General features: G+C 61.7%; 18 protein-coding genes. 1 reads left to right on the top strand and 17 read right to left on the bottom strand.

Annotation, left to right across the window (positions count from 1 at the left end; translation table 11 throughout):
- From ACESTR_RS09840 to ACESTR_RS09785, 12 genes are all read right to left on the bottom strand, one after another.
- Positions 1-2124: elongation factor G (locus tag ACESTR_RS09840; RefSeq protein WP_373179205.1), on the bottom strand; the 2124-nt coding region annotated here is incomplete at its 3' end.
- Between the two features lie 169 nt (positions 2125-2293).
- Positions 2294-3418, bottom strand: a complete 1125-nt coding sequence (locus ACESTR_RS09835) for a DUF418 domain-containing protein (RefSeq protein WP_288299113.1) — start codon at positions 3416-3418, stop codon at positions 2294-2296.
- A gap of 9 nt (positions 3419-3427) precedes the next feature.
- The gene (locus ACESTR_RS09830; protein WP_022044273.1) at positions 3428-4216 is read right to left on the bottom strand and encodes a 1,4-dihydroxy-6-naphthoate synthase; all 789 of its coding nucleotides are present in this window, start codon (positions 4214-4216) and stop codon (positions 3428-3430) included.
- Positions 4213-4446: a hypothetical protein gene (locus ACESTR_RS09825; protein WP_014775199.1), complete on the bottom strand. Its 234-nt coding sequence runs from the start codon at positions 4444-4446 to the stop codon at positions 4213-4215. The genes ACESTR_RS09830 and ACESTR_RS09825 overlap by 4 nt, the downstream gene beginning before the upstream one ends.
- Positions 4439-5200 (bottom strand): hypothetical protein, encoded by a 762-nt coding sequence (locus ACESTR_RS09820; RefSeq protein ID WP_022044274.1) that lies wholly within the window; start codon positions 5198-5200, stop codon positions 4439-4441. The genes ACESTR_RS09825 and ACESTR_RS09820 overlap by 8 nt, the downstream gene beginning before the upstream one ends.
- A 1-nt stretch (position 5201) precedes the next feature.
- Positions 5202-6593, bottom strand: a complete 1392-nt coding sequence (locus ACESTR_RS09815) for an aminopeptidase P family protein (protein ID WP_227042079.1) — start codon at positions 6591-6593, stop codon at positions 5202-5204.
- Between the two features lie 198 nt (positions 6594-6791).
- The gene (locus tag ACESTR_RS09810; RefSeq protein ID WP_227042080.1) at positions 6792-7859 is read right to left on the bottom strand and encodes an LD-carboxypeptidase; all 1068 of its coding nucleotides are present in this window, start codon (positions 7857-7859) and stop codon (positions 6792-6794) included.
- Between the two features lie 73 nt (positions 7860-7932).
- A complete protein-coding gene (locus ACESTR_RS09805; RefSeq protein WP_195559437.1) occupies positions 7933-9294 on the bottom strand; it encodes an MFS transporter in 1362 nt (453 codons plus the stop codon).
- A gap of 212 nt (positions 9295-9506) precedes the next feature.
- Positions 9507-11438, bottom strand: coding sequence for a S9 family peptidase (locus ACESTR_RS09800; RefSeq protein ID WP_009596857.1), 1932 nt, complete (start codon positions 11436-11438; stop codon positions 9507-9509).
- A gap of 4 nt (positions 11439-11442) precedes the next feature.
- Positions 11443-11646: a hypothetical protein gene (locus tag ACESTR_RS09795; protein WP_009596810.1), complete on the bottom strand. Its 204-nt coding sequence runs from the start codon at positions 11644-11646 to the stop codon at positions 11443-11445.
- Positions 11647-11849: 203 nt separating this feature from the next.
- Positions 11850-13094: a peptidase U32 family protein gene (locus ACESTR_RS09790; RefSeq protein WP_373179201.1), complete on the bottom strand. Its 1245-nt coding sequence runs from the start codon at positions 13092-13094 to the stop codon at positions 11850-11852.
- A 1-nt stretch (position 13095) separates the two neighbouring features.
- Positions 13096-14067 (bottom strand): polyprenyl synthetase family protein, encoded by a 972-nt coding sequence (locus ACESTR_RS09785; RefSeq protein ID WP_050805076.1) that lies wholly within the window; start codon positions 14065-14067, stop codon positions 13096-13098.
- Between the two features lie 120 nt (positions 14068-14187).
- On the opposite strand from ACESTR_RS09785, the gene ACESTR_RS09780 reads away from it, so the two are divergent.
- The gene (locus ACESTR_RS09780; RefSeq protein WP_014775193.1) at positions 14188-15192 is read left to right on the top strand and encodes an ROK family protein; all 1005 of its coding nucleotides are present in this window, start codon (positions 14188-14190) and stop codon (positions 15190-15192) included.
- A gap of 486 nt (positions 15193-15678) precedes the next feature.
- On the opposite strand, the gene ACESTR_RS09775 is transcribed toward ACESTR_RS09780, so the two are convergent.
- The 5 genes from ACESTR_RS09775 to ACESTR_RS09755 all read right to left on the bottom strand — a co-directional run bounded on the left by ACESTR_RS09775 (position 15679) and on the right by ACESTR_RS09755 (position 21057).
- Entirely contained in the window at positions 15679-16617 is a 939-nt protein-coding gene (locus tag ACESTR_RS09775; RefSeq protein ID WP_270388407.1) for a hypothetical protein, read from the bottom strand.
- A 77-nt stretch (positions 16618-16694) separates the two neighbouring features.
- Positions 16695-17492, bottom strand: coding sequence for a DUF3108 domain-containing protein (locus ACESTR_RS09770; protein WP_009596913.1), 798 nt, complete (start codon positions 17490-17492; stop codon positions 16695-16697).
- 42 nt (positions 17493-17534) lie between these two features.
- Positions 17535-19643: an ATP-dependent DNA helicase RecG gene (gene recG / locus ACESTR_RS09765; protein WP_315976110.1), complete on the bottom strand. Its 2109-nt coding sequence runs from the start codon at positions 19641-19643 to the stop codon at positions 17535-17537.
- Between the two features lie 118 nt (positions 19644-19761).
- Positions 19762-20526: a subclass B1 metallo-beta-lactamase gene (bla, locus tag ACESTR_RS09760; RefSeq protein ID WP_288299119.1), complete on the bottom strand. Its 765-nt coding sequence runs from the start codon at positions 20524-20526 to the stop codon at positions 19762-19764.
- A 105-nt stretch (positions 20527-20631) separates the two neighbouring features.
- A complete protein-coding gene (locus tag ACESTR_RS09755) occupies positions 20632-21057 on the bottom strand; it encodes a radical SAM-associated putative lipoprotein (RefSeq protein ID WP_278994715.1) in 426 nt (141 codons plus the stop codon).
- Positions 21058-21143 lie beyond the last annotated feature (86 nt).

The following is a 21143-nucleotide window of genomic DNA, read 5'->3' as shown; positions in this document are numbered from 1 at the left end:
CAGCTTGTCCTGCACGTCGGCCGGAACCTGCTCGTAGGAGGAGAATTTCATCGAGTAGGTCGCCGATCCCGACGTGAGCGACGAAAGGGTCGTCGAATAACGGTACAGCTCGGCCAGCGGAACCGTGGCGTTCAGGCGGTCGAAGCCCTTGTCGGACTCCATGCCGGCGATCATCGCGCGGCGGTTCTGGAGGTCCGACATCACGGCGCCCATGTAGTCGCTCGGCACGAGGACCTCGACGTTGTAGATCGGCTCCATGATCTTGGGTCCCGCGTTGCGGAATGCCTCCTTGAAGGCGTTGCGCGCCGCCAGCTTGAATGAGATTTCGTTCGAATCCACCGGGTGCATCTTGCCGTCGTAGATCACTACGCGGATGTCGCGGGCGTAGGAACCCGTCAGCGGGCCTTCGTCCATCTTCTCCATGATGCCCTTGAGGATGGCGGGCATGAAGCGCGCGTCGATGGCGCCGCCCACGATCGCCGAGTAGAACTGCAGTTTGCCGCCCCACGGCAGGTCGTATTCCTCCTTGGTCTTGGGGTTGACGACCATGTCGCCCTTGCCGGGAACCTTGTAGTTCTTGGGTTCGGGCATGCCTTCGTAGTAAGGCTCGATGATCATGTGCACCTCGCCGAACTGGCCTGCGCCGCCCGACTGCTTCTTGTGGCGGTAGTCGGCCTGCGCCACCTTGGTGATGGTCTCGCGGTAGGGAATCTTCGGCGCGATATAGTCGTACTGGAGGCGGTTCTCCTTTTCGATGCGCGTGCGGAGGATATTGAGATGATGCTCGCCCTGACCCTGTATGATGGTTTGTTTCAGCTCCTTGGAGTATTCGACCAGAATCGTCGGGTCCTCGAATTTGGCGTCGTTGAGCACCTTGCCCAGCTTCTCCTCGTCGCCCTGCTCCTTGGCCTTGACGGCGGCGCGGTAGCGCGGTTCGGGGAACACGATCGGTTCGACGGTCACCGGCGCCGACGGCGCCGCGAGCGTGTCGTTGGTGCGCGTGCCCTTGAGTTTGACGGTGCAGCCGATGTCGCCCGCCATGAGTTCGGTGACTTTGATGCGGTTCTTGCCCGCTACGGCGAAGAGCTGTGACACCTTCTCCTTGTTGCCCGTGCGGGTGTTCACCAGCTCGGTGCCCTCGGCGATACGGCCGCGGATCACGCGGAAATAGGTGATTTCGCCGATATGCTGTTCGACCTGACTCTTGAATACGAAAGCCACGGCGGGCGCCGTCTCGTCGGCCGCGATCTCTTCGCCGTCGGTCGAGAGGAAGTTCGGGGCCTTCAGCGGGCCGGGAGCGACGTTGATGATGAACTCCATCAGACGCTTGGTGCCGATGTCGCGCTTGCCGCTGGTGCAGAAGATCGGCATCACCTCGCGTTTCGAGAGGCCGATTTTCAGACCCGCGCGGATGTCGTCCTGCGTGAGCGTGCCTTTGTCGAAGTACAGTTCCATGAGGGCTTCGTCGTGTTCGGCGGCCATCTCGACCAGCTCCTTGTTCAGCTCCTGAGCCTTGTCCAGCTCTTCGGCGGGAATTTCCAGCTCCTCGCGGTGGCCGTCGTTGTCCTTGAAACGGTACATCTTCATCAGCAGCACGTCGATGAAGGCGTTGAATTCGGGACCCTGATTGACCGGGTACTGCACGATGACGGGCTTCACGCGCGACGAGGCGCGGATCGACTCGACGGCGGCCTCGAAATTGGCCTTGTCGGCGTCGAGCTGGTTCACCACGCCGATCACGGGTTTCTGCAGCAGACGGGCGTAGCGGGCCTGAATTTCGCTGCCGACCTCCCAGCCGTTCTGGGCGTTGAACAGGAATACGCCCACGTCGCCCACCTTGAACGCCGAGAAGAGACTTCCGCAGAAGTCGTCCGAGCCGGGGCAGTCGATGATGTTCAACTTGCGGTCCATGAATTCGGTGAAGAGGATGGTCGAATAGATCGAGCGTTTGTATTCGTGCTCGATATCCGTGTTGTCCGAGAGCGTGTTGTTCGTCTCGATACTACCCCTGCGGTCGATGACCTTACCCTCGAAGGCCATCGCTTCGGCAAGGGTAGTTTTCCCCGTGCCGGGCGCGCCGATGAGTACGATGTTCTTGATCTCTTTAGCTGAATAATTTTTCATATTCCCGTGTGGTTTTAAGGTTTTCGGGTGGTTCGGGGCGTCGCCGGAGGTGTTCCCGCGGGGCGTATTCCCGGTTGCGGAAGGTGCCCTTTCCGGGATTTTCCGGTTAGCCGACTATAAATATACAAAAAAAACGGGATAACCAAACCGGGGCATGAAAAAATCGCCCTCAGGAGGCGATTTTTCGGTCTAAAAAAGGAATGTCGAGCCACGTGAGCTTTTTCCACAACCACTCGACGGGACCGTGCGAATGGCGGCGCAGCCATATCCGGCAGAAGGCGTACTGTACGAGGATGATGCCCACGCCCGCGAGCGTGCCGTAGATCACGTCCACGTGGCGGTAAAGCCCCATGCCCCAGTTGTAGAAGAGCGCCGTTCCGAGCAGCGATTGCAGCAGGTAGTTGGTCAGGCTCATGCGGCCGAAGAAGGTCATGCCGTGCAGCGTCCGCCGGAATCCCGGCCAGCCGTACCACAGCAGGACCACCGCCGCGACGATGGCCGTCGCCGTCATCAGGTTGCGCATCGCCTCGAACGGCACGAGCCATGTTCCGAGAATACCGGCGGCCAGCAGTCCGCCCCAGATGCGCCGGTTGCGGCCTTCGTCGTAGAAGAGCCGGTAACGGCCCGCCAGCATGCCCAGCACGAACATCAGCAGCGTCTGCGTGGCACGGCCGTGTTCCAATCCCCATGCGAACGAGCTGATCGGCCCGTAGACGAGGCTCGCGCGGGCGCTCTGGGCGAAGGTTCCCGTGGCGAGGGTCGGATAGAGGGTCTCCATGCCTTCGATGCCGCGCAGCGAGAGCGTATGGCCGCTGAAGTGCTGGTAGAGTTCGAGCGGCTGGATGAAGAGCAGCGCCGCTATGACCCACACCCAGCGGTTCGGGAGTTTGCCGATGGGGATCATCAGCAGTCCGAAAACGGCGTAATAGGTCAGCACGTCGCCGTTGTAGATCGCGGCGTTGATCAGTCCGATGCCGAACAGCAGTATCATGCGCCATGCGAACCGCAGCGAGAAGTCGTTGCCCCGCTGCGCCTGATTGTCGCTCTGGATGAAGAAACTTAGTCCGAACAGCAGTGCGAAGATGGCGTACATCTTGCCCGAAAGCAGGAATCCCAGCGCGCCGGCCACGGTTTGTTCCCAACCTCCGAATCCGGCGCGGATGTAATCCAGCCCGCTCCAATAGAGGTTGAAGTGCTCGCGGGCGTGGAACAGGATAATTCCCGCCACGGCGATGCCGCGCAGGGCGTCCGCCACTTCGATGCGGGTGTTGGGCAGGTTGGTCGTGCGGTACATTTTCGTCGGTCAGGAGTTAAAAGCGCAGGCAATCCCCGTCAGCGCTTCGACGGCCCGGCGGCCCTCGTCGCCCAGCGAGAGCGAATAGTCGTTGACGAAAAGTGCGATGTGCGCGTCGATCACGGCGTCGTCGAGTTCCTGCGCGTGTTCCTTGATATATGCGCGCGACGCTTCGGGATGCGCGAAAGCGTATTCGATGCTTTGGCGGATGAGGGTCTCGACCTGCCGCCGCACCGCTTCGGGCAGGCTCCGTTTGGCCGCGATGCCGCCCAGCGGCAGGGGCAGCGCGGTGGTCCGCTCCCATAGCTGTCCGAGGTCGGCGACCAGCTCCAACTGCCGCTGCCGGTAGACGAAACGCCCCTCGTGGATCAGCACTCCGGCGTCGAAGTCGCCCCGCTCCACGGCGGCGGCGATCTGCGAGAAGAGCAGGGGCGTGCGCTCCGTAATCCGGGGGAAAAGGCGCATCATCAGTGCGTTGGCCGTGGTGTGGACTCCCGGTACGGCCACGCGGCGGATCGGCGACCGGTCCCCCGCGCGGCGCACCAGCAGCGGTCCGTTGCCGCGTCCGAGCGCCGCGCCGCTGTCCAGCAGCGCGTAACGGTCCGCAACGGCGGGCAGCACGGCGCAGCTTATCTTGCTCACGTCGGCCTCTCCGGCCTGCACCCCGCGGTTGAGCGCCTCGATGTCGCGGTATTCGACGTCGAAATGCAATCCGCCCGTGTCGATGCGTCCGTTCAGGAGCGCGTCGAACATGAAGGTGTCGTTCGGGCAGGGCGATATGCGCAGGCGGAGCGTCACCGTTTCTGCGCTTCGGTGATGTTGCGCGCGTTCTCCTGATCGCGGTTGCGGTTGCGCCTGCCGCCGTAGCGGCCCAGCAGCCAGCCCGCTGCGAAGGTCAGCGCGAGGACGATGATGTCGATAAATACGTTGGCCAGCCAGCGCTGGATGGCAGGGGCGAACTGCCAGATCAGAATGAAGACGACCAGTATCAGGATCAGTCCCGCCCAAAGTGTCCATTTTTTATTCATCGTTTCCGAATATTTGGGTTAATGTTGCGGTAAGGTTTTCGACGGCCAGCCCTCCGGCCCATCGGTCGAAGGGTTCGCCGACATAGTTCGACACGGCGCGAATCTGGCAGCAGGCGACGCCCAGCGCTTCGCACACGGCGAAAAAGGCCGCGCCCTCCATGTTTTCGATTTCGGGCAGCGCGCTTTGCCCGTCCGTGCCGTCGATTCCGGGCAGCGAGCCTTGTCCGGCCGTGCCGTTCGTGTCGCCGATCGCGGACTGCATGTCCGAGGGCTGTTCCGGGCTGTCCGCCCTCTCTCCGGCAGGTTGCAGCGTCTGTCCGGCCGGGGCCGAAACTGCGTCGCCGGACTTCGTTTCCGGCACCGGAATCCCATACCCTGTTTCCCGGAACTCCTGTTCCTGCTTCCGCCCCGTCTCCCGCAGGCCGTCTCCCGAACGGTTTACCGTAACGCCCGCCGCGAGGGGCAGTCCCAGATCGGGTCCCGAAGTTTCGTATTCGCGGGCGTAACGTGCCGGAATCCCGGCGATCCGCTCGGAGACCACTTCGACCACCTCGCCGCGCTGCAGGCTCCGGTCGTACGCCCCCGCGATGCCTGCGAGCACGACCAGCTGGGGCTTGCGGGCTTTCACGGCCCGGATCGTCGCGGCCGCGATCTCCGCCGCGCCGACTCCGGCCACGAAGACCGGATCGCGGGGCTGGGTGAGGATGAACGCCTTGGCCTCCTCGATGGTGGGGAAAATGAAAATCCGCTTCACGTTACCGGCCCACTGCGGCTTCGAGTTCCTCGACCGTGATCGGAATTTTCCTGTCACCCAGCATGCGGCTGCCCTCTTCGGTGACCAGAATGTCGTCCTCGATGCGGATGCCGCCGAAGTCGCGGTACGCCTCCAGCGCGTCGTAATCGACGATGCCCTTGTAGAGACCCTCGGCGCGGCACTTGTCGATCAGCGCCGGGATGAAGTAGAGTCCCGGTTCGTCGGTCATCACCGTTCCCGGTTCGATGCGCCACGCCGCGCGGTAGATGCAGGTTCCCGACTTGGCGGCGCGGTCGGCGATCGTCGAGAAGTCGAAACTCCGCTCGCCCATCGCCTCGCAGTCGTGTACGTCCATGCCCAGCCCGTGTCCCAGTCCGTGGGGCATGAGCATCGTCATGGCACCCGAAGCCACAGCGTCGGCGGCCGTGCCCTTGAGCAGTCCCAGCGCCACCAGCCCTTCGGCCAGCGTCATGTAGGCGGCGTTGTGTATCTCGGTGTACATCATATGCGGCTTGACGATGCGTGCCACATGGTCGTGCGCCGCCAGTACGACGTTGTAAATCTCCTTCTGCTTCTGCGTGAACCGGCCGCTGACGGGGTAGGTGCGTGTGTGGTCCGAGCAGTAGCCGTCCACGGTCTCGCAGCCTGCGTCGCACAACAGCAGCCGCCCCTGCTCCAATACGCCGTCGGCGTTGAGGTTGTGGAGCGTCTCGCCGTGCTGCGAGACGATCGAGGGGAACGACAGGCCCGAACCGCTGGATTTGGCGATGCCCTCGATGGCGCCCGCGATCTCGCGCTCGACCACTCCCGGACGGCACATCTTCATAGCCAGCGTGTGCATCTGGTAGCCTATCAGGAACGCGCGTTCCATCGCCTCGACCTCCTCGGCGCTCTTCTTCTCGCGCATTTCGGCCACGGCGAACATCAGTTCGACCGACTTGTAGTCGTGCAGCAATTCGGGCTTGATGCCGAGCAGCGCCGACAGCTGGAGCTTCGTCTCGCCGCGGTAGGGCGGCAGGTAGTGGATCTTGCGGCCCAGCGAAACGGCTTTGCGGAGCCGCTTTTCAAGTTCGGCCATGGGGAACGTCGCCGTGACGCCGACTTCGGCGCCCAGTTCGCGCAGCGTGGGCTGCGGACCGGTCCAGATGATGTCCTCGACCGTGAAATCGTCGCCGTACAGCGCCTCTTCGCCCGTGTCGGCGTCGATCAGGCCCGCCAGCGACGGGGTGTTCAGCCCGAAGTAGTAGCGGAACGACGAATCCTGCCGGAAATAGTAGGCATTGTTCGGATAGTTGTTGGGCGAAAGGGAGTTGCCCGGCAGCAGGATGATCCCTGAGCCGATCTTCGTACGCAGCATGTTGCGGCGCGCAGCGTAGGTTTTAGCTGAAAACATAGTATGGCGTTTTAATTTGCATTCCGTTTGCGGCGCCTGCGGCCCGTCGGCGCAGGGCTTGTGCGGCGGCACATTCTCCACCTCTTACAAAAATAGTAAAAATATGACAAGCCCGCGCCCTGCGGCGGCTATTTTTTGCGGAAAGGCTTCTGCGGAGGGTGCGGACGGGGGTAAATGTCCGGCGGGGCGGGCCTGCGGTCAGAATTCGACGCTTGCGCCCGCATCGTTGACCGTGACGGCGACCTCGCGGCCCATGTAGAGGGCGACGTTGGGGTCTTCGTGGCCTGCGGGGATGCCGAAGACGACCGGAAGCCCCAGCGGACGGACATAGGCTGCGATGATGTCGCAGGGGTCCCAGACGCCGAAGTGCTTCTGTCCCGGCATGTCCGTAAAGTGGCCTACGAGAATGGCCTTGCATTTGGCCAGTATTCCGCTCCGCTCCAGCTGCTGCATCATGCGGTCGAGCCGGTACATCTGTTCGCCGATCTCCTCGATGAACAGCACCGTCGGGGTGTCGAAGTCGGGCTGTTCGGGCGTGCCGATCGCCGAGCAGAGCAGCGAGAGGTTGCCGCCCGCGAGCCGTCCGCGGGCCGTGCCGGAGACGTTGAGCGGGTGTGCGGCGGCGTCGATGCGCGTCCAGCGGCCGAAAAGCGCGCTGCGCAACGATTCGTCCGAGACGATTGCTTCGGGTTTTTCGTCGGCGCCGAAACGGAATTTGCCCGGCATCGTGGCGTGAAGGCTTTCGACGCCCAGCCGCCCCAGCGCCATGTGGAGCATGGTGACGTCGCTGAATCCGACGATCCACTTGGGATGTTCGCGCAGCGGCGTGAGGTCGAGCAGCGGGAGCAGGCGCACCGATCCGTAGCCGCCCTGATAGCTGACGACGGCTTTCACGCCGGGATCGTCGATCATGGCCTGCAGGTCTGCGGCGCGCTGGATGTCGGTTCCGGCGAAATAGGGCTGTTCGCGGTCGGCGTAGTGCGCTCCGAATTTCACTTTCAGGCCCCACTCTTCGAAGCGTTCCCGGACTTTGGCCGTGTCGGCCTTCTCCTTGAGTTTGCGCGCCGGGGTGACGATGCCTATGGTGTCGCCCGGCCGCAGGTAGGGCGGGCGGACGAAAGGCGCGTCGGATTTCTGGGCGGAGAGTGCGTCGGATTGCCGGAGGGAAAGGGTGTCGGGCTGTAGAAGGGTGTCCGTATCGGGGTGGCGGGCGGCGAGGTTTGCAGAGCAGAGCAGGAGGGCGGTGAGCAGGAACGGATATTTCATGTCGGATCTGTATTCGGGGTGTAGAGGGATGTTTGTTTCGGTTCTTCGGGGTTTCGGTCGGAGATGCTTCCGGTTATTTTCTGCGCCGGGTCAGTCCTTCGGGCAGCGGCAGCCGGATGCGGGTGATGCTGACGACGGCGCCCGTCAGGGCGAAACCTCCCGCGAGCAGGAGCGCCGTATGGGTACTGTTTTCGGGGACGATGTGGAACAGGAGGGCCATCAGCGCCGCGCCCGTGGTCTGGCCCACCAGACGCGCCGTGGCGAGCATGCCGCTGGCGCTTCCGCTGCGCTGGGGTGGGGCCGAGGCGATCAGGATGCTGTTGTTGGGCGACTGGAACAGTCCGAATCCCGCGCCGCAGAGCACCAGCCGCCATGCGATGTCGAAAGGCGCCGGGTCGTCGGGCAGGAAGGCCAGCAGGAACAGTCCCGCGGCCATGGCCGTAAGTCCCGTGCCGCCCAGAAATCCGGCGTGGACACGTTCGACGAGGAGGCCGGCGATCGGGGCCACGACCATGATCACGGCGGGCCATGCGGTCATCAGCAGTCCCGTGGCTACTTCGTCGTAGCCGAATTCGTGCTGCAGGTAGAAGGGCAGGGCCACCATGGCGAGCATCTGCCCCAGAAACGAGCAGATCGACGTTAAGACCGAGACCGAAAAGATCGGGATGCGCAGCAGGTCGAACGGCAGCAGCGGATAGGGTTCGCGCAGCTGGCTGCGGATGAAGAAGAAGCCGACGACGAGCAGTGCGGCGATGCCGGCCGAGAGGATGCGCGGATCGAGACCGTGCGAGAATCCCTCGACCGAAGCCATCAGCAGCCCGAACGTGAGTGCGTTCATCACGGCGTCGCGCCAGTCGAAGCGGTGGGTGCCGACCCGCACGGGGTTGTCGGGCAGGAAGCGGCGGCTCAGCGACAGGGCGACAAGCCCGACGGGAATGTTCACGGCGAAGAGCCACGGCCAGTGGGCGATCGAAAGGATGCCTGCGGCGATGGTCGGGCCTGCGACCGACGACACGGCGACGACCGTGGCGTTGAGACCCAGCCCGCGGCCCAGCTGCGCCTTGGGGTAGATGATGCGGATGAGCGTGGTGTTGACCGACGTGACGGCCGCGGCGCCGAAGCCCTGCATGACGCGCGCCAGCACCAGCGTGGCGAGCGACGAGGAGAGTGCGCAGCCCACCGAAGCCACCGTGAAGAGCATCAGCCCGCCGATGTAGACCTTGCGGTAGCCGACCAGCTCGCCCAGCGCCGAGAACGACAGCAGCGAGACCATGATGGCCAGCTGGTAGGCGTTGACGATCCAGATCGAGTCGGCGGACGAAATCCCCAGCTCCTGCCCGATGGTCGGCAGGGCGACGTTGGCGATGGCGCTGTCAAGCACCGACAGTCCGACGCCGAACGCCACGGCCAGAATGGCCCACAAGCGGCGGGGCATCGGCAATCCGTCCGCAGGCGGCGCTATGTAGGGAATGGTGCTCACGGAGTGCAAAGGTAATACATGCCGTCCGCAAATCAAAACGGGTGCCGGGCTCGCATGAAAACGGAGGCCCGGAAATTTCCGGGCCTCCCTTCTCACAACTATGAATTTGAACTTTTTACTTTAAAAAACGGTATGGTAGTATGCTTGTGGCTGGTTGTGATTCCGGTTTATCTGCGGTCGCTCTCCGGCACGATCCCGCCCTGCGGTTCGACGCCCTTGAGGTATTTGGCGAGGAACTTCTCCATCGCGCGGTAGAAGTCGAAACGGTTCTCCTCGTTGTGGAAGCCGTGGCCTTCGTTGTCCTTGACCATGTAGTCCACATGCACGCCGCGGCTGCGCAGCGCTTCGACCATCTGGTTGCTCTCGTTGATGTTCACGCGGGGGTCGTTGGCGCCCTGCACCACCAGCAGCGGGGTCTTGATGCGCTCGGCGTTGAGGGCCGGCGAATTCTCGCGCAGCATCTCGGCGTCCTTTTCGGGGTTGCCGACCATCTCGTACATCATGTCGAGCATCGGTTTCCAGTAGGGCGGAATGGTTTCGAGGAACGAGAAGAGGTTCGACACACCTACGTAGTCGATGGCGCAGGCGTAGAGGTCGGGATCCTTCACGATGCCCTGCAGCGTGGCGTAGCCGCCGTAACTGCCGCCGTAGATGGCGATCTTCGCGGGATCGGCGATGCCTTTGCCGATCAGCCAGTTCACGCCGTCCGTGATGTCGTCCTGCATGGTCTGGCCCCACTTGCCGTAGGCGATTTCGGTGAATTTGCGTCCGAAGCCCGTCGAACCGCGGAAGTTCATCTGCAGCACGGCGTAGCCGCGGTTGGCGAGGAACTGCGCTTCGGGGTTGAAGCCCCAGTAGTCGCGGGCCCAAGGTCCGCCGTGGGGATTCACGACCACGGGCAGGTTCTTGGCGTTGTGCACGGTCTTGCCCACGGGCAGCGTCAGGTAGCCCTCGATCTCCAGACCGTCGCGCGAAGTGTAGTTGATAGGGATCATCTCGGCCATCTGCTCCTCTTCGATCCACGGCGCGAGGTCGGCCAGCTTGGTCATCGTGTCGGCCTCGACGTCGTAGAGGTAATAGGTGCCCATCGTGCGGTCGCCGCCTGCATAGACGATGTATTTGTCCTCGGCCTTGTTCGAGCCGGCGATGCCGATGGCATAGCCGCGCAGGTGCTTCTCCATGCGGCCGAACATCTCGCCCGTCGCCTTGTCGAAGAAGTGGCGCGCGGTGCCTTTGTGGCCGGTGTAGGAGACGCCGAGCAGTTTCTTCTGCGCGTCGCTGTACCAGATGTTGTCCAAGTCGTATTTGTCGTTTACGTAGAGCTGTTCGATCTCCTCGCACGTCGCGGGGTCCATCAGCACGAGGGCGACCTTGTCGCGTCCGAGGTTGGTGACGGCGTAGACCTGCTTGTTGTCGGGGGTGAAGGCGGCGAACGAGACGCTCTCCTTGAAGTTGGTCGTCAGCACGGGGCGGAAAGGCTCGGCTTCGGTTTCGCGGTAGCGGATCTGCGAATTGACGCCGTCCACGATGGCGTAAGCCACGCGCAGGCGGCCGTTGTGGTCGGTCTGCCAGCCCTGAATGTCGCCGGGATTCTCGCACAGCATCGTCATCTCGCCCGTGTTGAGGTTCAGCCGGTAGGGGTCGAAGATCATCGGATTGCGCTGGTTGGTGCCGATGATTATCAGCGAGTCGATCTCTTCCAGCGGGTCAATGATCTGCGTGCGGACGCCCGGAATGGCGGTGTAGGCCTTCGGGTCGCTGCCGTCGATGTTCACGCCGTAAAGCTGGTAGTTCTCGTCGCCGCCCGTGTCCTTCAGGTAGAGGATGCGGTTGTCGCCGGCCCAGAAGTATCCGGCCAGATCGCGCTCGGTCTCCGAGGTGATGCGCACCGCCTGCTTGCCGTCCACGGGCTGTACGAAGATGTTGCGGCGGCTTTCGTAAGGCGCCATGTAGGAGAAATAGCGGCCGTCGGGCGATATCTGGTAACCGGTCTTCTCCGAATTGCGGAAGAAGGTTTCCATCGGCAGCTCAGGGGCCGTCTTGGGTGCGCAGGAGGCGAGAACGGCCGCCGCTGCGGCGAACAGAAGGAGTTTTTTCATGGGATTATTCGTTTGTGTTTTCGTTTTGCTTTTCGGAGCGCAGGGCGTCGCGCCAGATGGCGCAGACCGAGAGGATCAGCAGTATCAGCAGCGGCGTGTCGGACAGGTGCGAAACTTCGGGGAACAGAAGCTGGACGGCTACCGAGAGCGCGAAGGCGGCCACGACGATGAATACGGCCAGCATGCGGATGATTTTTTCGATCTCCATAGGATGTCTTTTTTAATTGCGACACTGCAAACTTACAAAAGAAATTTTGAAAAACAAATAAAATTTATTGTTTTTCGATAAAAATTTTATGATAAGCGGGTCTGAGTGCTTTCGCTGGCTGAAAATCGTAACGAAAAAAACGCCCGAAGGCGTTTCCTTGATATATATGTCGTCCGGCATACGTGCTGTCCGGCCGGCGCGGGCTATTGCGCATCGACGAATTTGTAGAGCTGGTCGCCGCGGCGGATCGTCCCTTGGGTGCGTACCGCGCACAAGGTTCCCTGAGCGACGGACGGGACGGGCTTTCCGTCGGTGTCGTGCAGCTTGGCGAGCGTCTGTTCGGCGACGCCCGTCGTGGCGCCCATGAAGAATATCTCTTCTCCCACGGCCAGCGGAGCCGCTTCGACCAGCACTTCGGCCACCGATATCCTTTTGTAGAAGTTGGTCACCTTGCCCACGTAGACCTTGCGCCGCGTGGCTGCCGATCCGTAATGTTCGCTGTGTTCGGCGACGGGTCGTCCTGCGTAGTAGCCTTCCCAGAATCCGCGGTTGAAGACCGTAGCGAGCCGCTCTTTCAGTCCGGCGGCCAGTTCGGGCGTGTATGTCCCGGCTTCGATGGCGCGCAGCGCCTCGTCGTAACACTCCACCACGCGCTTGACATACTCCGCGCCCCGCGCCCGGCCCTCGATCTTCAGCACCCGGACGCCCGCGCCGATGAACTTGTCGAGAAAATCGACCGTGCAGAGGTCCTTGGGCGAGAGTACGTAGCGGCCGTCCACGTCCAGCGCCGCGCCGGTCTCCTTGTCTGTGACGGTGTATTTGCGGCGGCACAGCTGGCGGCATGCGCCGCGGTTGGCCGAGCAGTTGGTCTCGTAGAGCGAAAGATAGCATTTGCCCGAAACCGACATGCAGAGCGCGCCGTGGGCGAACATTTCGAGCTGAACCAGTTCGCCGCGCGGTCCCCGGATGTCGTTCTCGGCGATTTCGCGGTGAATCCGCGCCACCTGTTCGAGCGTCAGTTCGCGGGCCAGCACCACCGTGTCGGCCCACTGCGAAAAGAATTTCACGGCTTCGGAGTTCGAGATGTTGCTCTGGGTCGAGATGTGGACCTCGACGCCGATGCGCCGTGCGTAGAGAATCGCCGCGAAGTCGGAGGCGATGACGGCGTCGATGCCCTCGGCCTTGGCGCGGTCGATCACCTCGTGAACGGTCCGCAGCTCGTCTTCATAGACGATGGTATTGACCGTCAGATAGGTCTTCACGCCTGCGGTGCGTGCCGTGGCGACGATCTTCGCCAGATCGTCGAGCGTGAAGTTGGCGGCAGACGCCGAGCGCATGTTGAGTTTGCCGACGCCGAAGTAAACCGAATCGGCTCCGGCCTGAATGGCCGCCGCCAGCGATTCGTACGACCCCACGGGGGCCATGATCTCTATATCGGAACGTCGCATGTCAGTTTTTGCGTCCTATCAGACTTTCGGCGTATTCGCGGATGCGCTGCGTGCGGGCCTTGTCCGCCGACAGCGTATCGAGGATCGAGAGCGCCCGCTCGAACCGCAACGAAATCTGCTGCTCGGTCAGACGCGGCACGTCGAGCCGGTCGTAAATGGATTTTACCGCGGCGATCTTTTCGGCGTCGGACAGCCGCGCGTCGAGACGGGTCGTGCGCAGCGCTTCGCGCGTCGCTTCGTCGGCGCGGCTCATGGCCGTAATCATCAGGTAGGTCTGCTTGCCTTCGAGGATGTCGCCGCCGATGGCTTTGCCCAGCCGGTCGTCGCCGTAGCTGTCCAGCAGGTCGTCCTGAAGCTGGAAAGCCAGCCCCAGCTCGATGGCGAAACGGCGCAGTTTGCGGCAGTCCTCCTCCGAGGCGCCGCCCAGCATGGCGCCGATGGTGATCGAGCCGGCCAGCAGCACCGAGGTCTTGAGTTCGATCATGTGCATGTATTCCACGACCGAGACCTTTCGTTTGCTCTCGAAGTCCATGTCGTACTGCTGTCCTTCGCAGACTTCGAGCGCCATGGTGTTGAACGTGCCCAGTATCCGGGGCAGCAGCTCCGCGGGCACTTCGCTCAGCAGGCGGTAGGCGCAGATCATCATGGCGTCGCCCGAAAGGATCGCCACGCTCGGCCCCCACTTGGCATAGACCGAAGGTTTGCCGCGGCGCACGGCGGCGTTGTCCATGATGTCGTCGTGCAGCAGCGTGAAGTTGTGGAACACCTCGACGGCGGCCGCAGCCGGCAGGGCGGCCTGAAACCGGTCGGTGAAAATGCCGTGTGCGAGCATCAGCAGCATCGGGCGCAGGCGTTTGCCGCCGCCCGCCAGCGAATAGCCGATCGGTGCGTAGAGACGTTCGGGTTCGGCCGGGAACTCGGTCTGGGCCAGATAATTTTCGATTGCCAAGAGCAGTTGCTCGTTCGTTTGCATCATTGTAGTACTACATTTTGGAGCGGAATCTGTCCCAAAAGTAGGAAAAAAGTTTGGAGTAGCCGAATTTTGGATTAACTTTGACCTGATAATTGCTAACTTTTTTAAACCGGACATATTATGAAAAAACTCGCGATCGGCGTGGATATCGGCGGCATCAACACCGCCTTCGGCCTTGTCGATGAGAACGGCGACCTCTATGCCGAATCGGTCATTTCGACCAAGAAATATCCTCATGTAGACGATTATCCGGCTTACGTCGAAGATTTGTGTCAGGCGATGCACGCGCTGGCCGACAGTCTTTCGTTCGAATACGAGCTGACGGGCATCGGCATCGGCGCCCCCAACGCCAATTTCCACAAGGGTACGGTCGAGAATCCCGCCAACCTCTGGAAATTCCGCGAGGGCGACCCCAATCCCGACGAGAGCCGCCGTCTCTTTCCGCTGGCCGACGATATCGGCAGATGTTTCGGCGGCGTGAAGGTACTGGTGACCAATGACGCCAATGCCGCGACGATCGGCGAGATGATTTACGGCAACGCCAAAGGTATGCGCGACTTCGTGATGATCACGCTCGGCACGGGACTCGGTTCGGGCTTCGTCTCCAACGGCGAGATGATCTACGGACACGACGGTTTTGCCGGCGAGTTCGGTCATATCATCGTCGAGCGCAACGGCCGCGAGTGCGGCTGCGGGCGCAGGGGCTGTCTGGAGACCTATGTTTCGGCGACGGGCATCAAGCGCACGGCTTTCGAGCTGATGGCGACGATGACGGCGCCCAGCAAACTGCGCGACATTGCCTTCGCGGACTTCGATGCGTCGATGATTTCGGCTGCGGCGGAGCAGGGCGACCCGGTGGCGCTGGAGGCTTTCCGCTATACGGGCGAGCTGCTGGGCCGCGCATTGGCCGACGTGGTGACGGTCACCTCTCCCGAAGCGATTTTCCTCTTCGGAGGTCTGTCGAAGGCGGGCAAGCTGATCTTCGAACCCACACAGTGGTACATGGAAGAGAACATGCTCTTCGTATTCAAGAACAAGGTGAAACTGCTTCCGAGCGGTATTCAGGGCAAGAACGCCGCTATTCTCGGCGCTTCGGCCCTGATCTGGCAGCAGGAGAACAAATAAGCCGTATTCGCCGGGCCGGTCTGTTTCGCTCCGATTCGGGCCGCCGGTTTACGGGGTATGAGGGAGAAGTCCGCGGACTTCTCCCTTTTATTTATCTCGTTTCGGCGCTGTCTTCCGCTGTCCTCCGCCCTGTCTGCATGCTGCCGCAGCTCCGGCTTGTGGTTGTCCCGGTTTTGCCGCTGTTCCCGGCTTGTGGCAGTTCCGGTTTGCCGTTGTCCTGAGTTTTGCCGCTGTTCGGGCTTTGTTCCTCCCGCGTTTTGCCGCTCTCATGGTTTGCCGTTGTTTGTGGCTGTCCCGCGTTCCGCCGCTGTCCTCTCTCCCTGTTGCGTCCCAGCCCGTTTCGTTGGGCGTACTCTTTCCTTTCCGGCGGGCTGTGACGTGCTGGCGAAAACAAAATTCCCGGTCCTCGTGGTGAAGACCGGGAATTCATATGTTCGTGCGGGTTGCAGCCGGGGTCCGGCGGATTGCCGGAGACCGGTGCCGCGGTTAGCGCATGGCGATTTGCGAGGTGCCGATCAGGCGGCCTTCGCAGAAGAGCTGCACGGTGTAGGTGCCTGCGGCGAATCCGGTGCTGTTGTAGAAGATGCCCACGTCGAGGTCCTGATTCTGGTAGTCCACTTCGCGCATGGCCGAATAGCTCAGGCGTTCGCCCTCGAAGTCGAAGGTCGGCATGGCTTCGGTGGTCAGCACGTAGCCGTCGGGCGAGGTGATGCGCACGTAGATCGTCTTTTCGCCCGGCGTCGCCAGTTCGTTGGCCGTCAGCACGAAGTCCACGCGCAGGCGGGCGGCGTTCTTGACGCGCGATACCGGTTTGCTGTTGGCGTTGAGCGCCGCCAGCGTGATGTCGCGGGCGCGGATCACGGCGCCGACACGTACCTTGTTGTCCAGTTCGGCGGCCTTCTCCTCGGCCATTTCGGCGCGCAGTTTGGCCGACGAGATCTCCTTGCGGTAGCCGACGTTTTCGCTGATGAGTTTCTTGTTGAGCGTATTCAGCGAGTCGATCTGACGGATGTAGCCCTTCATGATCGTACGCAGCGTACCTACCTCTTTCTCGTACTGCTTGATTTTGGCGAGGTTCCACGAACGCTCCTTCTTGAGACGCGTCATCAGCGAGTCGGCGCGGTCGCGTTCGATGGTCAGCCCCGCCGAGATGCTGTCGTTGGTGACCTGCAGGTTGTCGAAGTCGGTCATCAGCCGTCCCAGATCGTTCTGGATCGAGTCGCGGTCGCTCTGCAGCAGCCGGTTGTCGATCATCTGCTGGCGGTGGATGCTGAAATAGAGCGCCGAAAGGGCCACCAGAATCACTGACAGGATGATGATGACGATGCGGTAGCCGCGGATGGATTTGCCCGCGTCGGGCTGGGGAGTCATGTAGTCGTCGTCCTCGAATTCCGAGGGGTCGTATCCTTGCTTATTTTCTTCCATAAAAGCTGGTTTTTCGGAAATAGGATTAATTTGATGTTCGCCGGGGTAACTTTCGTTTCTGCAAAGATATAAAATTTTTATTTTATCAGGCTCGTCATCGGGTATTTAAGCCCTTTGTAGCCCGAAATATAGGCGTTGATGCTGCCCACGCGCACGGGCGATTCGATGTAAAGCGGGATTTTGTTCTCGTCGTCCGAGATCCAGAGCGTGAAGACCGTGCCGTCGGTAAACGAGAATCCTTCGGTGGTGCCCAGCTGGCATTCGAACTTCAGGGTCTTGAATTTGCCCATGTTGCGGATTTTCTTTGTCTCGCGGTTGATGAAGCGGTAGCTCAGGTGCCGGATCGTGTCCTGAAGCACCATCTGGAGCGTCGCCGGCTCGCCGGGCTTGAAGCTGTCGGCGTCGGATCCGCGCATGGTGAAGAAGAGCGCGATGGCGTCCATGCTTTCGGGCGTCAGCGGCATGGTTTTCTCCTGATAGGGTTTCTGGCGGCGGCGCCAGCGGGTGAAGACCTGATTGTTCTCCCAGTCGTAGTTGTAGTAGCTCTGGAACGTATAGTCGCCTTCGTGCAGGTCGCTTTCGAAACGTACGGGGCGCTTCGTCTCCGGGTCGATCCATACCGTGTAGATGTCTTCGAGGTTGAAAAACCAGCGGTAAGTGGGCAGAGTGCGGCCGATGCCCTCGACCTTGTAGTATTTGCGGCCGGCGATTTCGCTGTCGCTGGTCTTGACCTCTACGGCGCCGACCTCGGTGTTGGGGAACATCTTGGCCTTGTAGCTCACGCGGTAGAAGAGCTGCTCGCCCGGATGGTAGAGCTGGGCCGGGAGGGGCAGGACGGCCGAGAGGAATAGTATCGTGATAAGCAATCGTTTCATGGACAGGGTTTTTAAGGATAAACGTTCGGTGGTTTTGAAATATTACGAAATCATTGAAAAATCAATCTCTTCTTGTCCCGAATACTTCCGCCTCAGCTCCCGCAGTCCGCGGTGTTCCGGGAGCGAGAGATCGCGGTCGGCGGTCAGAATGGCCGCCGCCGCTTCGCGCGAGACGGTGAGTATCTGCACGTCGAGCGTGGGATTGGCGATTTTCAGATCAAATGCCATGCCGCTCTGGAGCGTGCCGTTGATGTCTCCGGCGCCCCGCAGCTTGAGGTCGAGTTCCGCCAGCCGGAAGCCGTCGTTGGTCTCGCACATGGCCTGCAGGCGCGCCCGCGACTCCTTCGAGAGCTTTTCGCCCGACATGAGGATGCAGTAGGACTGTTCGCCGCCGCGGCCCACGCGTCCGCGCAGCTGGTGCAGCTGCGAGAGTCCGAACCGCTCGGCCGACTCGATGACCATCACCGTGGCGTTGGGCACGTCCATGCCGACCTCGATGACCGACGTGGCGACCATGATGTCGGCTTCGCCCGACTTGAACTGGCGCATCGACTCCTCCTTGTCGGCGGGCTTCATCTTGCCGTGGCAGATCGTCGTGACGTAATCGGGCAGCGGGAAATCGCGTGAGATGGCTTCGTAACCGTCCGTGAGGTCCTTGTAGTCCATCGCCTCGGACTCCTTGATGAGCGGATAGACCACGTACACCTGCCGTCCTTTGGCGATCTCCTGTTTCATGAATCCGAACAGGCGCAGGCGCGCCGCGTCGGTGTAGTGCACGGTCTTGATCGGCCGGCGTCCGGGGGGTAGCTCGTCGATCACCGAGACGTCCAGATCGCCGTACAGGGTCATGGCCAGCGTGCGGGGAATCGGCGTGGCGGTCATCACGAGGATATGGGGCGGCTGTTCGTTCTTGGTCCAGAGCCGGGCGCGCTGCTCCACGCCGAAGCGGTGCTGTTCGTCGATCACCACGAATCCGAGGTTGGCGAACTGCACCCGGTCTTCGATCAGGGCGTGCGTGCCGATGAGGATGTCCACCTCGCCCGACGCGATCCCTTCGAGCGCCAGCCGGCGCTCCTTGGCCTTCGACGATCCGGTCAGGACCGCCGTCTTCACGTCCATGCCTTCGAGCATGCGCGTGATCGTCGCGAAGTGCTGGCGGGCGAGGATTTCGGTCGGGGCCATCATGCAGGCCTGAAAGCCGTTGTCCACGGCCAGCAGCATCGACATCAGCGCCACGAGGGTCTTGCCGCTGCCCACGTCGCCCTGCAGCAGTCGGTTCATCTGGAATCCCGTCACGGTGTCCTGACGGATCTCCTTGACGACGCGCTTCTGCGCGCCGGTGAGCGGGAAGGGGAGCTTTTTGTTGTAGAAGGTGTTGAAGACCCCGCCGACCTTCATGAACAGAAAGCCGTTGTTCTTCGACAGACGTTCCGTGCGGCGCGACTGGACGTTGAGCTGGATGCCCAGCAGTTCGTCGAACTTGAGCCGGTACTGCGCCTGCCTGAGCAGTTCGGCCGACTGCGGGAAGTGGATGTTGTAGTAGGCGTCGCGCAGCGGGATCAGTCCGTAGCGGGCGCGCACCGCTTCGGGCATGCAGTCCGTGATGTGGTCCTTGACCAGCGCCCATGTGTTGCAGATGATCTGGTACATGCCTTTGGCGCCGAGCACGTTCGAGAGTTTCTCGGTCGAGGGGTAGATGCCCTGCATGCCGCTTTCGGCCTTGCGCGAGAGGGCCTGCTCCATGGTCTCCAGTTCGGGATGCGCCATCGACAGAAGTCCGCGGTAGAACGACGGACGTCCGAAGATGAGGTACTCGCGTCCGACTTCGACGCGTTTTTCGATCCATTTGATGCCCTGAAACCACACCAGTTCGGCCGATCCCGTCGGGTCCTGCACGTAGGCCGTGAAGCGTTTTTTACGCCCCGTACCGGCATAGGCCACCCCCGTTATGCGGGCGCGGAACTGCAGGAGCGTGGGCGCGCCCTCGGTGATTTCGGCGATGCGGTAGACTTTCGTGCGGTCGATGTAGCGGAACGGATAGTGGCTCAGCATGTCGCCCAGCGTGCGGATGCCCAGCTCCTTGTCCAGAAGCCGGGCGCGCGCTTCGCCGACGCCGCCTACGTATTTTATATCGTTGTCCAGATACTCCACACGACAAATATAATGAAAGTCGGGCGACAAAACGAAAAATTTATTTTCGGACTTGTCCGAAACGCATCCGATATTCCGAAAATATGCGAAAAAACGGATAATCCCCGCAGGTTTTCCGTTATTCCTTCCGCCGATTGTCTGTTGAGGCTGCTTCGGAGAGCAGCGCTTGGGTGTGGCGGATCAGTTCGGGTCCGCCGGGGGCGCCGTGCCCCGGCACGACGATCCGCGCGTCGGGAAACCGCACGAGCAGGCTGTCCAGCGTCGCGGGCCACGCTGCCGGAACGGCGTCCGAGAGGTTGCCTGCGTTCTGCGCCGCCATCTCCTTGACCATGCAGCCCGCGAAAAGCAGTTTTGCCGACGGAATCCAGACGGCGATGTTGTCTTCGCTGTGTCCGCCGCCGAAATAATAGCACCGAATCTCCGTGCCGTGCAGGTCGAGCCGCAGCGAGTCGCTGAAACCGATGTCGGGAACGGGCTTGCCCTCCCTTTGCGCGATGCTGCGGGTGAGGCGGTGGGCATAGGACTTCACGCCCAACGTTTTGAGATAGCCCAGCCCGCCCATGCAGTCGCTGTGCCAGTGGTTGGGCACGAACGTCGTGACGCGGGCGCGGAGCGTTTCGGCCGCCCAGTCGGTCAGCGCTTTGGTCTGCGCATCGCCGACGGGGGTGTCGAGCAGGACGGCTTCGCCCTCGCGCACGATCAGAACGCCGTTCGACGGCACGGGACCGTAGCCCTCGATCTCATCGACGGCCGTGTAGAGGTAGATGCCTTCGGCAAGGCGTTGGACGGTTATGTCGTTTCCGATGTCGATGCGTCGGGGCGTGCAGGCCGCTGCCGTCGCTGCGAGCAGCAGTGCAAAGAGGAAAGGTCGGAGTGCGGACATGTTTTTGGACATGATGACAGGTTGTATTTCGGCAGCAAAGATACTATTCCCGGCGCTGTTTCGACAGGGCGGGAATAAAAAGAGCGGTTTTGAACAGCGTGCGGTCTATTTTTTCTCTTCCAGCGTGACGTCTACGCCGGTGCGGGCGAAACTGCCCTCGTACCAGCCGTCGCCCTTTGCCGTGCGGTCGGCTTCGGTGAATGTCACCTCGACGCTCTTTTCGGCGAACTGGCCGCCGTTTTCCGGACCGTCCGTGTCCGTAAAGGTGAGCCATGCCGTTCTGGATGCCGATTCGTCCGCTATGTCGTAACTGCCGTCGGCCATAGTGCGCACCGCCTTGCTTGGGGCGCCGTTGCTTCGGACCTGAATTCCGGGGATCGGATTGCCGCTTTTGTCGGTTACCCTGCCTTGGGTGCGGGTGTCGGCGCGCGGTACCCCGTACATCTCCACCGGCTCCCTGTCGCAGGCGGATGCGAAGCCCAGCAATGACAGCAGGAGGTAGGAAAGACGTTTCCGGAGGGTGGTTTTCATGGTGCGCAGGATTGGGGATTCTTCGAAATATAGCGAATTATTCGCAGTTCGCAAAATTGTGTGTTATCTTTGTGGACGATATTTTC

Source organism: Alistipes sp. DJF_B185, assembly GCF_964250025.1.
Taxonomy (GTDB): domain Bacteria; phylum Bacteroidota; class Bacteroidia; order Bacteroidales; family Rikenellaceae; genus Alistipes; species Alistipes finegoldii.
This window is presented reverse-complemented; position numbering and strand designations above follow the sequence as displayed.

Bases quoted from the DNA above. Each gene is read 5' to 3' on its own strand.
- ACESTR_RS09835 (WP_288299113.1), bottom strand. From the start codon at position 3,418: ATGTACCGCACGACCAACCTGCCCAACACCCGCATCGAAGTGGCGGAC.
- ACESTR_RS09825 (WP_014775199.1), bottom strand. From the start codon at position 4,446: ATGAATAAAAAATGGACACTTTGGGCGGGACTGATCCTGATACTGGTC.
- ACESTR_RS09815 (WP_227042079.1), bottom strand. From the start codon at position 6,593: ATGTTTTCAGCTAAAACCTACGCTGCGCGCCGCAACATGCTGCGTACG.
- ACESTR_RS09810 (WP_227042080.1), bottom strand. From the start codon at position 7,859: ATGAAATATCCGTTCCTGCTCACCGCCCTCCTGCTCTGCTCTGCAAAC.
- ACESTR_RS09805 (WP_195559437.1), bottom strand. From the start codon at position 9,294: ATGCCCCGCCGCTTGTGGGCCATTCTGGCCGTGGCGTTCGGCGTCGGA.
- ACESTR_RS09800 (WP_009596857.1), bottom strand. From the start codon at position 11,438: ATGAAAAAACTCCTTCTGTTCGCCGCAGCGGCGGCCGTTCTCGCCTCC.
- ACESTR_RS09795 (WP_009596810.1), bottom strand. From the start codon at position 11,646: ATGGAGATCGAAAAAATCATCCGCATGCTGGCCGTATTCATCGTCGTG.
- ACESTR_RS09790 (WP_373179201.1), bottom strand. From the start codon at position 13,094: ATGCGACGTTCCGATATAGAGATCATGGCCCCCGTGGGGTCGTACGAA.
- ACESTR_RS09785 (WP_050805076.1), bottom strand. From the start codon at position 14,067: ATGCAAACGAACGAGCAACTGCTCTTGGCAATCGAAAATTATCTGGCC.
- ACESTR_RS09780 (WP_014775193.1), top strand. From the start codon at position 14,188: ATGAAAAAACTCGCGATCGGCGTGGATATCGGCGGCATCAACACCGCC.
- ACESTR_RS09775 (WP_270388407.1), bottom strand. From the start codon at position 16,617: ATGGAAGAAAATAAGCAAGGATACGACCCCTCGGAATTCGAGGACGAC.
- ACESTR_RS09770 (WP_009596913.1), bottom strand. From the start codon at position 17,492: ATGAAACGATTGCTTATCACGATACTATTCCTCTCGGCCGTCCTGCCC.
- bla (WP_288299119.1), bottom strand. From the start codon at position 20,526: ATGTCCGCACTCCGACCTTTCCTCTTTGCACTGCTGCTCGCAGCGACG.
- ACESTR_RS09755 (WP_278994715.1), bottom strand. From the start codon at position 21,057: ATGAAAACCACCCTCCGGAAACGTCTTTCCTACCTCCTGCTGTCATTG.